Genomic DNA, 13,145 nt, shown 5'->3' with positions numbered 1-13,145 from the left:
GTATTGATGTCCACCTATGATACGTCCATCGTTCGTTTGCATCCAAAAATTCAAGGAATCTATTTTACCTAAAGTAAAATGAGCATCTATTTTCATTTCATTGTTAGAATCATTATATCTAACTCTATAAACACCATGTTTTAAACCTTGTTTATAATTTGTTTCTTCTTGAAATCCATACCAGTCAGCTTTCCAAAGTCCTGTTTTCATATCATCTGCATATTTACCTGAAATAGACTTATTTCCATCCGCTGATTTATATGAAAAATTTCCTTCAAAAATTCTATTTATCCCATTCTCCTTATAAGTATATTTTGCTGAACCATCTTCAAATAATCCATTATATGTTTTTAATTGAGCTGAAACAAGTCCATATTTAAGTAAAATAAAAACAACTAATAATAATCTTTTCATAAAAATGCTCCATTTAAAATCCTAATAAAGCCTATTCACCTAATATTGACAAATATATCAGTTAATATTCAGATTTTCACATTAGAAATGAAATAAAAACCAAATCATTAATATATAAACTTTATCTACATTATTGGGGTCTCAGTTGACAAGTTAACAATGTTTCTTTTTCAGGAAACGGCCTAGTCCACTTGCCAACTGATAATTGTTTACACCAACTTACGGTTATCTATTACTCTCTTTGATTTACCCTGACTGCGGGCTATGCTGTTAGGTTCAACCAGCTTGACATCGGCGCTGATAGATAGTACGCTCTTCAGTTTGTCGGCAAGCGATTTCTTAAGGGCTAGCATAGCTCCAATATCATCGCTGAAGAAGTCGCGACGTACCTCAACCTGTATTTCCAGAGTATCAAGATTGCCTTTACGGTCAACTATCAGCATATACTGAGGTTCGAATTCTTTCATTTCGAGGATAACACTTTCCACCTGCGACGGGAATACGTTAATACCGCGAATGATTAGCATATCATCGCTACGTCCCATGATAGGAGTCATACGCACAGATGTACGTCCGCACGGACATGGAGCATCAATGAGCGATGTAAGGTCCTTAGTACGGTAACGGAGTAATGGCATACCTTCCTTGGTCAGTGTGGTAAAGACAAGTTCACCCTGCTGTCCGTAAGGCAACGGCTGAAGAGTGTTAGGATCTATTATTTCAGGGAAGAAATGATCCTCGTTAATATGCGAGCCGTTCTGTTCCTGACATTCGTAAGACACACCCGGTCCCATGATTTCGCTCAATCCATAGATGTTGTAACCTTTCAGTCCAAGGCGGTCCTGTATCTCCTTACGCATATTTTCTGTCCACGGTTCGGCACCGAATGCACCGATACGGAGTCCGAGGTCATGTTTCGTCAACCCCATCTTCTCCATCACTTCTGCCAGATACATGGCATACGACGGGGTACATGCTATACCTGTAATATTCAAGTCGCGGATAAGACGGATGTGTTTCTCTGTATTACCTGTAGAAGCCGGTATAACCGTTGCTCCAAGGTTTTCCACTCCATAATGTGCTCCAAGACCTCCGGTGAAGAGTCCGTAACCGTAGCTCACGGAGAATGTGTCATCGCGAGTAACTCCATATGCAGTGAGACAGCGTGACATCACTTCTGACCATATGGCAAGGTCCTTACGTGTATATCCCACTATAGTAGGATTACCCGTTGTACCGGAAGATGCGTGTACACGTACTATTTCCGATGCAGGTGCTGCCTGTAGTCCGTACGGATAATTGTCGCGCAAATCCTGTTTGGTAGTGAAAGGAAGTTTCACTATATCGTCTATACTACGGATATCATCAGGAGCCAAGTCCATCTCCTGCATTTTCTTTCTGTAGAACGGGACATTATGATAAACATATGTCACCAGTTTCTGAAGTCTTTTCCCCTGCAGCTCGCGCATCTGTTCGCGAGGCATACATTCCTTATTTTCATTCCAAAACATGGGTATTATCTTTAATGGTTAGATTTATTACTTGTTTTATCGCTGCTTGGTATGAAAAACAAGCAGACATTTCTTGGTGCCGACCATCGTCGACAGCACTGCCGACTATCGTCAGTAATGCTGCCCACCATCGTCAGCAGTGGTACAGACAATGGTCTGCACCAAAATATAACTATATAATTATGCGTTTTTCAGCGGATGATCCTCTCTGAAAGCTTTCATCCTTTCTTCAAGCACAGGATAAAGTTCTTCCCTCATGCGTGATGTGCATGCACGTACTCCCTGTTGGTCGCTTCCTGTAGTGGAGAGAGATATACTGCTGACACCATAGTACATAAGTTCTTCGAGCAATTCTCCTCCTGTCATGCCGGGATAACCTAAAGTGAAGAAGAAACCGTCGCCAACCTTCTGACGAACATCATAATCGTAAACGATACTGAATCCGTTGTCTGTGAATATCTGTTTCATTCTGCGTGCACGACGTTCATACTCGCGTGTATCCTCTACAAAGTCTATCACTCCTTCAACCGATTTGTTCAACATCTCAGCCATAGCATACTGTGTTGTGGCAGTACAGCCAGAAGTTATCATATACATGATGGATGCAATGAATGTAGGTCCGAATATTCCCGAATCCTCGTATCGCTCTGCAAGTGCAGGATACTGTTTGTCGAAAAGCTTGTCGGAGATACATGCCAGTGCAATACGCTGTCCGGCATAGCTGAATATTTTCGAAGCAGAAAGCATAAGGATATAATTGTCGGTATATCTTGCCACAGTAGGCACGTACGGTTCCTGATACGGACGGCCGAACGGGCTGCGGAAGTCCATACAGAAATATGCCTGGTCTTCCATCACTATCGTGTCATACTTGGTGGCAAGCTCACCTATGATTTTCAGCTCATCCTCGTCCAGACAGAACCATGCCGGATTGTTAGGATTGGAATAAACTATTGCTGCCACATCACCGTCCGCCATCATGCTTTCAAGTTTATCGCGGAGTGCTTCACCACGGTAATTATATATGTCAAAGAGTTTCCATTTGATACCGAGGATGCGCAACTGTGATTTCTGAATAGGGAAACCGGGGTCTATAAACAGAACCTTATCCTTTCCAGGAATACGTTGCGTACATGCTATGAATGCTCCAAACGATGCTGCAACGGAACCTGTTGTCGGCAGACACGCACGTGGAGAAATGTCAATATTTATGAATGCCTTGACGAAACGTGATGCAGCCTCCTTAAGTTCCTGTACTCCGGCAGCGGCCGGGTATTGTGCCCCTAACCCTTTGTCAAGAGCAGCCTTTTCGGCTTCAATTCCTATTTTGTTGGCTGGCAGCCCAGGAGAACCCTGGTCCATACGGATGAAAGGTATGCCTGTAAGCTGTTCCAGACGTGATGCTACAAGCAGGACATCGCCTATTGTGGCATTGCGTAGGTCGGCAACCTTCATCTCTTTTACAACCTGCTCTACTAATTCTTTACTGAAGACTTTACTCATAATAGCTTTGAGTTAAAAGACAAAAGAACATAATAACAAAAAAGAATTCAATATATTAAATTAATACCATAAATCCTTATAGAGCAATCTATTTGTACTTATGTTCTTATGTCTAAAAAAATATATATTCTTTTGTCTCAAATTACTCACTTGGAAGCAGCAGCCTCATAACCAATATTAAAGGCACGATGGTTCATTTCCACTACAGCTGCCCCCTTAGAAGAGAAAATCCGTTCTATGCTGCCATATAGAGTTTCTTTATCCAGAATCTTTAAATATGCAGCGGCAGCTCCTAGAAGAATCACATTGCCGCATTTAGGCATATTATTGTCTTTTGCCAATGTGTCTATATCTAGCGAAATCACATTTGGCAGTGAATTAAGTTCCGCCATTACGGCATCAACTTCCGGATAGTTCGGGATGTTCTTGAATGGAGTGGAAGATGTAATTATCCATCCGTCCTTGGCTAGATACGGCAGATATCGAAGAGCTTCCATCGGCTCAAGCGAAAGAATCATATCGGCTCCTCCCAAAGGTATAAGGTCGGAAGCAATAGATTTGTCCGACAGGCGGAGATTTGACTGGACATCACCTCCGCGCTGGCTCATGCCGTGCACTTCAGCCTGTTTCAGATTAAGTCCACTGCGTGTAGCAGCCTCACCTATTATGGTTGCGATGGAGAGAATACCCTGTCCTCCCACACCTGAAAGAATTATATCTGTTTTCATTGTTTTTCGGCTCTTTTCTGTTTCAACTTACGGTTCAGTGTCTGCATACATTCACGGCGTGGGATAATTACCGAAACACCGTTGTATTCTATCTCCTCGCGGATGATGCGGGTTATCTCGTCCATATTCTTTGGCAATGGAACAACCACACGTACATGCTCCAGCTCAACTCCAAGACCCAGACAGATAGCCTCGAACTTGTTTGTTCCGGCTGAATCCTGACCACCGGTCATGGCTGTAGTAAGATTGTCGGAAATTACCACAACGATATTCGACTTGTCGTTCACGGCATCAAGAAGTCCTGTCATACCGGAATGGGTGAAAGTGGAATCGCCTATAATCGCTATTGAAGGGAACTGACCGGCATCGGCAGCACCTTTGGCCATAGTGATGGAAGCACCCATATCAACACAACTGTGCAAAGCCCGGAATGGAGGAAGGGCTCCAAGGGTATAACAACCAATATCACCGAAAATCTTTGTATCGGCATACTCGGCAGCTACTTTATTAAGCGCATCATACACATCGCGGTGTCCACATCCGTTACAAAGTGCAGGCGGACGAGGAACTACGTTTTGTGCCGACGGATAAACTTCTGTTTCAGTCATACCCAATCCTACTTTTACATTGTCCGGATTCAATTCTCCTGTGCGTGGCAATGCCCCGCTCAGTCGTCCTTTAACCACATACTGCGAAGGTAATACTCCACGAAGTTGCTCTTCGACGAAAGGCTGTCCGTCTTCCACCACAAGTATTTCCTTACATGAATTTGCCAAAGCAATTATCTTGTCAGTAGGAAGTGGATATTGCGATACCTTGACAATAGGATAAGGACATCCGTCAGGGTAATTTTCCATTACATAATTATATCCAATACCACAAGCTACGATACCTAAATCAGCCTTTTTGGAAGATATGTTCTCAGCCTTATTAAAAGGAGATTTCTCTGATAGTAAGCGTAATACCGGCTGAAGTTCTATGACTTCCTTATTGCGACGGCGTGCATTTGCCGGCAAAAGAACCCAGTTGGCAGGCGACGAAGTTCTACCTGTAGATGCTATTTCTGAGGCCTCTTCCTTGACGGCAACTGCCGCACGTGAGTGTGCCATACGTGTAGTGATTCTCATAAGGACTGGAGTCCCCTCACGTTCTGACATTTCGAAAGCATACTGCATCATGTCGTATGCCTCCTGCTGTGATGAAGGTTCAAGGATAGGAACCATTGCAAACTTGCCGTAGAATCTTGAATCCTGCTCGTTCTGCGACGAATGCATTGATGGGTCATCGGCAGCTACCACCACTACCCCACCGTTGGCACCGGTCATACCGGAATTGACAAAAGCATCGGCACAGACATTCATTCCCACATGCTTCATACACACCAAAGAACGTTTACCCACATAGCTCACTCCAAGAGCAGCCTCCATAGCCGTCTTTTCATTTGTACACCAACTGCTGTGTAACTTACGTTCTTTTGCAAGAGGATGTTCCTGAATATATTCTGTTATTTCTGTTGAAGGTGTACCCGGATAAGCATATACTCCGGATATACCCGCATGTATGGCTCCTAAGGCAATAGCCTGGTCGCCCAAGAGTAATAATTTCTTAATGTTTTCCATATTTCGAGTTATACTATTTCAAAAGAATCGGCATCATTCAACACCGGGAATTTCTTACGGAATGCTTCAAGTTCCGACATATCAATTTCTACCACAGCCTCGCAAGCCTTGCCGTCTTCGCAAGCCTCGATTACCTTTCCGTATGGGTCAATTACAGCACTTCCGCCTATGTAATCGCAATTTGGGTCCTTGCCTACTCTGTTCACACCCACTACATAACACTGGTTTTCTATGGCTCTTGCCTTTAGAAGCAATTTCCATGCCTCTACACGAGGAGTTGGCCAGCTTGCCACATAGAAAGCAATATCATAATCATTTCTGTTACGGCTCCAAACCGGGAATCGCAAGTCATAACAAACCTGCAGCAGGATTCTCACACCTTTGTAATTGACAATCACACGTCTGGTTCCGGCCGTAAAGCGTTTGTGCTCCCCTCCATAAGTAAAGAGATGCTTCTTGTCGTACCATTCCACAGTTCCCCCCGGGTGTACGAAATAGAATCTGTTATAATACTGACCTTTATCCTCAAGCGCTATACTGCCGGCTAAAGCACATTTCTTTCGCTGCGCAGTTCGTTTCATCCAATCCAAAGTTCCTGAATCGGATTTTTCAGCAATACCTTCAGGATTGGTACAGAAACCGGTAGAAAACATTTCCGGCAAAACGAAAATATCTACATCCTCGTATTTATTGATAATCTCATCTGCTTTTTTGACATTGGCCGAGGGATTGGCCCAAACAATATCTGTTTGTAAAATCACTATTTTCATGCTTTTCACATTTAGAAGAGCCCAAAGGTAACAATTTAATGATAACTCACAAAAAATTACGACATTTTATTTGACAAATGCGGACAATTGAATATTTTTGATAATATGTAGGCGTCAAATATATAATCAAACGACCTAGAAAAAGGATACATATCAAGACATTTGTATTAAAAAAAAGTGACACACATATATTAATATATTCCGAAATGTTTCTTATTTTTGTACCAAAATATAGTTAATATATAAGAAATGAACGTATTAGAACTAAGTGAACAGGAAATTATCAGACGCAACAGTCTGAATGAGATGAGAGCTATGGGCATAGACCCGTATCCTGCAGCAGAGTATGTAACAAACGCATTTTCTACTGATATAAAAGATGAATTCAAAGACGATGAGGCAGAGCCTCGCATGGTTTCTGTAGCCGGACGTATCATGTCACGCCGTGTAATGGGTAAAGCATCTTTTATTGAACTGCAAGACTCAAAAGGCCGTATTCAGGTTTATATCACTCGCGATGACATCTGTCCTGATGAAAATAAGGATTTATACAATGTAGTTTTCAAACGTTTACTTGATTTGGGTGACTTTGTCGGTATAGAAGGTTTCGTATTCCGCACTCAGATGGGTGAAATCTCAATCCACGCAAAGAAACTTACAGTTCTATCTAAATCTATCAAACCGCTTCCTATTGTAAAATATAAAGATGGGGTGGCTTACGACAAGTTCGAAGATCCTGAACTCCGTTACCGTCAGCGTTATGTTGACCTAGTGGTAAACGATGGAGTGAAAGACATATTCCTAAAGCGCAACAAGGTTTACAATTCTATGCGCGAATACTTCAACTCTAAAGGCTATATCGAAGTTGAAACTCCTATCCTTCAAGCTATTGCAGGTGGAGCGGCAGCACGTCCGTTCATCACTCACCACAATGCGCTTGACATTCCTTTGTACATGCGTATCGCCAGCGAATTGTATCTGAAACGTCTTATCGTGGGTGGTTTCGAGGGGGTTTACGAAATCGGCAAGAACTTCCGTAACGAAGGTATGGACCGTACACACAATCCTGAGTTTACTTGTATGGAAATCTATGTGGCATACAAGGACTACAACTGGATGATGGAATTTACAGAAAAGATGATTGAAAAAATCTGTCTTGACGTAAACGGAACTACAGAAGTTAAGGTAGGCGATAATATCATCAACTTCAAGGCTCCTTTCAAGCGTGTAACTATGCTTGATTCTATTAAGGAATTCACAGGTTATGACCTTACAGGTATGAACGAAGACCAGATTCGCGAAGTTTGCAAGAAACTCAATATGGAAATTGACGACACAATGGGTAAAGGCAAGCTTATCGACGAAATCTTCGGCGAATTCTGCGAAGGCAACTACATACAGCCTACATTCATTACAGACTATCCTATCGAAATGTCACCGCTTACTAAACGTCACCGCAACAATCCTGAACTGACAGAACGTTTTGAGCTTATGGTAAACGGTAAGGAATTGTGTAACGCATATTCTGAGCTTAACGATCCAATCGACCAGCTTGAACGTTTCGAAGAACAGATGAGACTTAGCGAGAAGGGTGATGACGAAGCTATGATTATTGACAAGGACTTCGTTCGCGCACTTGAATACGGTATGCCTCCTACATCAGGTATGGGTATCGGTATGGACCGTCTGGTTATGCTTATGACAGGCCAGAGCACAATCCAGGAAGTATTGTTCTTCCCACAGATGAGACCTGAAAAGGTTATTCCGAAGGATGCTCCTGCAAAATTCATGGAAATAGGTGTTCCTGAAGAATGGGTAGCACTGATCCAGAAAGCCGGATATAACATGGTAGCAGACATGAAGGACGTAAACCCTCAGAAACTACACATGGATATCTGCGGAGTAAATAAGAAATATAAACTTGAACTTAAGAATCCTACAGTTGACGAAGTCAGCAACTGGATACAGAATATAAAATAATTTCAGTTGACTAGGTTTAAGTTAACAAGTTGACCAGGTTTTAGCTTCGCTGACCGTTGGTTCCATCATGATGGCAACCTAGTCAACTTGTTAGCTTGTCAACTTGTTACCTACAAGTTGAACTTAAGAACTTAAAAACCAATAAAACAATTACCAAAGTGAAATTCCCTGGTAAAATAGCTATTATGGGAGGAGGTAGCTGGGCCACAGCTATAGCAAAGATTATTCTTACCCAAGCCGAATCAATAAACTGGTATATGCGTAGGGACGACAGAATAGAAGATTTCAAACGTCTCGGACATAATCCGGCTTATCTTACTAGTGTACGCTTCAACGTAAAGAATATCAACTTTTCATCAGATATAAATAAGGTGGTAAGAGAATCGGATACTCTGATTTTCGTTACCCCATCACCCTACCTTAAAAGTCATCTAAAGAAACTGAAAACCAAAATCAAGGACAAATTCATAGTAACTGCCATAAAAGGTATCGTTCCTGACGAAAACCTTATTGTTTCTGACTATTTTAATAAGGTATATGGTGTTCCGGAAGAAAACATTGCCGTACTGGCTGGTCCGTGTCATGCCGAAGAAGTGGCACTTGAACGTCTCTCCTATCTAACTGTTGGTTGTAAAGATATTGAAAAGGCAAAAATCTTTGCGCAACAATTGGCAGGCCATTACATCAAAACGTCTGTAAACACCGATGTAGCTGGTATAGAATATGCTTCAGTATTGAAAAATGTTTATGCTATTGCAGCAGGTATTTGCAGTGGTCTGAAATATGGAGACAATTTTCAGGCTGTACTTATCTCAAACGCAATACAGGAGATGAACCGTTTCCTTAACACCGTTCATCCTGTTGACAGATGCACCAACGAATCCGCCTACCTTGGAGATTTGCTGGTAACAAGCTATTCTAACTTTAGCCGTAACCGCGTTTTCGGTACGATGATAGGTAAAGGCTACTCCGTGAAAAGTGCGCAGATAGAAATGGAAATGATAGCCGAAGGATACTACGGCACCAAATGTATCAAGGAACTGAACAAGCATCTTCATGTGAATATGCCTATTGTAGATGCTGTGTACAATATTCTGTATGAGCGCATAACCCCTATGATAGAAATAAAGCTTTTAACAGATTCATTCAGATAAATTTTTGAATATGGAAAATATTAAATTAAACATCGAAAACTCTGTCAGCTTCATGGCTGAAGGAAAACTGGCTGCTTACGAGCCATTGGTTAAGACTTACATGGAAACTCTTGAAAAAGGTACAGGACTTGGAAACGACTTCTTGGGCTGGCTTCATCTTCCATCTTCTATAACAAAAGAACATATTGAAGACATCAAAGCTACAGCAGCTGTTCTTCGTGAGAACTGCGAAGTAGTAGTTGTTGCAGGTATCGGCGGTAGCTATCTTGGCGCACGTGCCGTTATAGAGGCAATGTCTGACAGCTTCCAATGGTTGAAAGAAAAGAAAGCAGGCGAACCTACTATCGTTTTTGCTGGCCACAACATAGGCGAAGACTATCTTTATGAACTGACCAACTTCTTGAAAGACAAGAAATTCGGTGTAATCAACATATCAAAATCAGGTACTACTACAGAAACAGCTCTCGCATTCCGTCTTTTGAAGAAACAGTGCGAAGACCAGCGTGGTAAAGAAATGGCACGCAAGGTTATCGTAGCCGTTACAGACGCTAAGAAAGGTGCTGCACGTGTAACTGCCGACAATGAAGGTTACAAATCATTTATCATTCCTGACAACGTAGGTGGACGTTTCTCTGTACTTACTCCAGTAGGTTTACTCCCTATTGCAGTGGCAGGTATCGACATAGAGAAACTTGTTGAAGGTGCACGTAAGATGGAAGAAGTTTGTGCTAACGAAAATATGTACGAAAACCCTGCAGCACTTTATGCAGCAACACGTAACGAACTTTATCGTAACGGCAAGAAGATAGAAATTCTGGTTAACTACCAGCCAAAACTTCACTACTTCAACGAATGGTGGAAACAGCTTTACGGCGAATCAGAAGGTAAGGACGGCAAAGGTATCTATCCAAGCTCAGTAGACTTCTCTACAGACCTTCATTCAATGGGCCAGTGGATTCAGGAAGGCGAACGTACAATCTACGAAACAGTTATCTCTATCGAAAATCCTAATCACGAGCTCCGTGTCCCTACAGACGAACAGAACCTTGACGGACTGAACTTCCTTGCAGGCAAGAGAGTAGACGAAGTAAACAAGATGGCAGAACTTGGAACTCAGCTTGCACACGTTGACGGCGGTGTTCCAAACATGAGAGTTTCTGTTCCAGCATTGAACGAATACTACATCGGACAGTTGATTTACTTCTTCGAAAAAGCTTGCGGTATCAGCGGTTATATCCTCGAAGTAAATCCATTCAACCAGCCTGGAGTTGAAGCATACAAGAAGAATATGTTTGCTCTGCTAAACAAGCCTGGTTACGAAAAAGAATCAGAAGCTATTCAGGCTCGTCTGAAAAAATAAAACACCTATAAAATTATAGAAATTCACAAGGCACGTACTACAGCACAGCTGTAATACGTGCCTTTAAATAATTTAAAAGTACAAGTAATGTTTGAACAAGCAATACAAAACTATTTAAACGAAAAAGGATATAATAATATTAATCTTAAAGCAGTTCTGTTCGATATGGACGGAGTTCTGTTTGACTCAATGAAAAACCATGCAAAAGCATGGAACAAAGCTATGGCAATGTACGGTATGAACCTTAGTGAAGAAGAGGCATATATGCACGAAGGACGTACCGGAGCAAGCACCATCAACATAGTGTGTATGCGCGAAAGGGGATGCAATGCCAACGAAGAAGAAATAAAGAAAATATATCAGACCAAAAGTGATATATTCAACAGCCTTCCAAAAGCAGAAGCAATGCCAGGTGCGTACACATTGCTACGTAACATCAAAGATTCAGGACTTCAACCTGTACTGGTAACAGGGTCAGGACAATTATCTCTAATAGACAATCTTAATCATCATTTTCCCGGTATTTTCCAGAAAGAATTCATGGTTACAGCATTTGATGTAAAATACGGTAAGCCAAACCCGGAACCATATCTTATGGGACTAAAAAAAGCCGGAATAAATCCTAATGAAGCAGTAGTGGTAGAGAATGCCCCGCTTGGAGTAAAGGCTGGAGTAGCTGCAGGCATTTTTACCATTGCAGTCAACACCGGACCTTTGCCAGATTCTGCACTATTAGACGAAGGTGCAAACATATTGTTCAATTCCATGCAAGAACTTTCAGACAATTGGAATTGCTTAAGAAACGAAATTGACAGATAATAATAAAGGAACTGTTTCTCACCAACCGATGAATGAAACAGTTCCTTTATTCATTATAAAAATGTATCTAGAATCAGATAACAAAAAGATTACTTCTTGCCAGCAATGCTGCACCCACAACATTTGCCTTATCTTTCAGTTCTGACAAGACAATATCAGAATCGCGATACATCATATTCAGAGTATGTTTTCTGATTGCAGAAATAACCGGATGCAGAAGATAATCTCCCACTTTCGACATATCACCACCTATTATAACCTGCTCCGGATTAAATATATTTATCAATCCACCGATATGTTTGCCTAACTCATGACCGATTTCCTCTACCAATTCTATAGCAAGAACATCCTCTCTATCAACAGCATCGAAGATATCATCCAACTGAATATCATCAATAGATTTCTCCTTCAATACTATAGAGCTTTCTCCATTCTTGATTCTTTCAATAAATTTACGGTATAAAGCAGAACATGACACTTCCGTTTCAATACATCCCTTCTTGCCACAATGACATATCTGCTGATTCTCATATCCAAAGTTATGTCCAAATTCACCGGCAAAACCTGACATCCCGTTATAGAGTTTACCATCTATAATGATACCCATACCTAATCCCCAACTAACGTTTATGAATATCACATTTTTAGGGCATTTTACAGAACGCATCATGTATTCCCCATAAGCGGTAGTCCTACTGTCATTGTCTACACAAGTATTTATACCTATTCTATCGGTTAGCATTTCGCTAATTGGTGTCTGAGCAAAATTAAAGGTCCCAAAGCTACAACCTGTTGCCGGATTTACTCGTCCATGCAATGCAACACAGACATTTAGGTATTTTTCTTTCTTATACGGTAAGGAATTCACATAAGACAAAATTTCATCACACATTTTGTCCAGACATTCCACTGTATTTTCACGTTCAAAAGGAATCTTAGTCTTAAAATCTACAATTTCGCCTTTAAAATTAACTACACAAAAACTCAAATACTTTTGAGCGACCTCTACCCCCAAGAAATAGCAAGCATCAGGATTCAAGCCATACAGATTAGGATGTCTTCCTCCATTTGTTTCCAACTTTCCATTATCATCTACATAACCATCTTCACACATTTCGTCTACTAATTTTGTAATAGTAGGAATACTTAAATCCATATCTTTAGATAGGTCAGTAATCGTAGCATAACCATTATAAATAAAATGTGTAATAATACGACGTTTCATCGTAGCACTTTTAGTGCCTTTCTTAATTTCATCCAATAGCCTCTGTCCCATATTTATAGTTT

The 13,145-nt window shown here is 41.3% G+C and carries 12 protein-coding genes; 5 read left to right on the top strand and 7 right to left on the bottom strand.

Annotated features, from left to right (window positions below; all coding sequences use genetic code 11):
• Positions 1 to 414 (bottom strand): hypothetical protein (locus I6E11_RS13235; RefSeq protein WP_235338628.1); only part of this gene is annotated, 414 nt, incomplete at its 3' end.
• A gap of 209 nt (positions 415 to 623) precedes the next feature.
• Positions 624 to 1,925 (bottom strand): phenylacetate--CoA ligase family protein, encoded by a 1,302-nt coding sequence (locus tag I6E11_RS13230; protein WP_235338627.1) that lies wholly within the window; start codon positions 1,923 to 1,925, stop codon positions 624 to 626.
• Between the two features lie 51 nt (positions 1,926 to 1,976).
• Here I6E11_RS13230 and I6E11_RS15075 point away from each other — a divergent pair, with 51 nt between their 5' ends.
• A complete protein-coding gene (locus I6E11_RS15075) occupies positions 1,977 to 2,105 on the top strand; it encodes a hypothetical protein (protein WP_262911719.1) in 129 nt (42 codons plus the stop codon).
• On the opposite strand, the gene I6E11_RS13225 is transcribed toward I6E11_RS15075, so the two are convergent.
• From I6E11_RS13225 to I6E11_RS13210, 4 genes are all read right to left on the bottom strand, one after another.
• Positions 2,106 to 3,428: an aminotransferase class I/II-fold pyridoxal phosphate-dependent enzyme gene (locus I6E11_RS13225; protein WP_235338626.1), complete on the bottom strand. Its 1,323-nt coding sequence runs from the start codon at positions 3,426 to 3,428 to the stop codon at positions 2,106 to 2,108.
• 146 nt (positions 3,429 to 3,574) lie between these two features.
• Positions 3,575 to 4,156 (bottom strand): indolepyruvate oxidoreductase subunit beta, encoded by a 582-nt coding sequence (locus I6E11_RS13220; protein WP_235338625.1) that lies wholly within the window; start codon positions 4,154 to 4,156, stop codon positions 3,575 to 3,577.
• Positions 4,153 to 5,775, bottom strand: a complete 1,623-nt coding sequence (locus tag I6E11_RS13215; protein WP_235338624.1) for a thiamine pyrophosphate-dependent enzyme — start codon at positions 5,773 to 5,775, stop codon at positions 4,153 to 4,155. Before I6E11_RS13215 ends, I6E11_RS13220 begins: the two co-directional genes overlap by 4 nt.
• 8 nt (positions 5,776 to 5,783) lie before the next feature.
• The gene (locus tag I6E11_RS13210; protein WP_235338623.1) at positions 5,784 to 6,545 is read right to left on the bottom strand and encodes an amidohydrolase; all 762 of its coding nucleotides are present in this window, start codon (positions 6,543 to 6,545) and stop codon (positions 5,784 to 5,786) included.
• A 249-nt stretch (positions 6,546 to 6,794) separates the two neighbouring features.
• Between I6E11_RS13210 and lysS the strand changes: the two genes are divergently transcribed.
• From lysS to I6E11_RS13190, 4 genes are all read left to right on the top strand, one after another.
• Positions 6,795 to 8,525, top strand: coding sequence for a lysine--tRNA ligase (gene lysS / locus I6E11_RS13205; protein ID WP_235338622.1), 1,731 nt, complete (start codon positions 6,795 to 6,797; stop codon positions 8,523 to 8,525).
• A gap of 158 nt (positions 8,526 to 8,683) precedes the next feature.
• Positions 8,684 to 9,679, top strand: a complete 996-nt coding sequence (locus I6E11_RS13200) for an NAD(P)H-dependent glycerol-3-phosphate dehydrogenase (protein WP_235338621.1) — start codon at positions 8,684 to 8,686, stop codon at positions 9,677 to 9,679.
• Between the two features lie 10 nt (positions 9,680 to 9,689).
• Positions 9,690 to 11,039, top strand: coding sequence for a glucose-6-phosphate isomerase (locus I6E11_RS13195; protein WP_235338620.1), 1,350 nt, complete (start codon positions 9,690 to 9,692; stop codon positions 11,037 to 11,039).
• A gap of 87 nt (positions 11,040 to 11,126) precedes the next feature.
• Positions 11,127 to 11,858 (top strand): inorganic diphosphatase, encoded by a 732-nt coding sequence (locus I6E11_RS13190; RefSeq protein WP_235338619.1) that lies wholly within the window; start codon positions 11,127 to 11,129, stop codon positions 11,856 to 11,858.
• A gap of 73 nt (positions 11,859 to 11,931) precedes the next feature.
• Here I6E11_RS13190 and I6E11_RS13185 read toward each other — a convergent pair whose 3' ends face one another.
• Positions 11,932 to 13,134 (bottom strand): ROK family transcriptional regulator, encoded by a 1,203-nt coding sequence (locus tag I6E11_RS13185; RefSeq protein WP_235338629.1) that lies wholly within the window; start codon positions 13,132 to 13,134, stop codon positions 11,932 to 11,934.
• Positions 13,135 to 13,145 lie beyond the last annotated feature (11 nt).

The sequence above is a fragment of the Bacteroides caecigallinarum genome, assembly GCF_021531075.1.
Classification (GTDB): Bacteria; Bacteroidota; Bacteroidia; order Bacteroidales; family Bacteroidaceae; genus Phocaeicola; species Phocaeicola caecigallinarum_B.
The sequence above is the reverse complement of the archived record's forward strand: the minus strand, read 5'-3'. Positions and strand labels throughout refer to the sequence as shown.

Bases quoted from the DNA above. Each gene is read 5' to 3' on its own strand.
- I6E11_RS13185 (WP_235338629.1), bottom strand. From the start codon at position 13,134: ATGGGACAGAGGCTATTGGATGAAATTAAGAAAGGCACTAAAAGTGCT.
- I6E11_RS13190 (WP_235338619.1), top strand. From the start codon at position 11,127: ATGTTTGAACAAGCAATACAAAACTATTTAAACGAAAAAGGATATAAT.
- I6E11_RS13230 (WP_235338627.1), bottom strand. From the start codon at position 1,925: ATGTTTTGGAATGAAAATAAGGAATGTATGCCTCGCGAACAGATGCGC.
- I6E11_RS13220 (WP_235338625.1), bottom strand. From the start codon at position 4,156: ATGAAAACAGATATAATTCTTTCAGGTGTGGGAGGACAGGGTATTCTC.
- lysS (WP_235338622.1), top strand. From the start codon at position 6,795: ATGAACGTATTAGAACTAAGTGAACAGGAAATTATCAGACGCAACAGT.
- I6E11_RS13210 (WP_235338623.1), bottom strand. From the start codon at position 6,545: ATGAAAATAGTGATTTTACAAACAGATATTGTTTGGGCCAATCCCTCG.
- I6E11_RS13195 (WP_235338620.1), top strand. From the start codon at position 9,690: ATGGAAAATATTAAATTAAACATCGAAAACTCTGTCAGCTTCATGGCT.
- I6E11_RS13225 (WP_235338626.1), bottom strand. From the start codon at position 3,428: ATGAGTAAAGTCTTCAGTAAAGAATTAGTAGAGCAGGTTGTAAAAGAG.
- I6E11_RS15075 (WP_262911719.1), top strand. From the start codon at position 1,977: ATGAAAAACAAGCAGACATTTCTTGGTGCCGACCATCGTCGACAGCAC.
- I6E11_RS13215 (WP_235338624.1), bottom strand. From the start codon at position 5,775: ATGGAAAACATTAAGAAATTATTACTCTTGGGCGACCAGGCTATTGCC.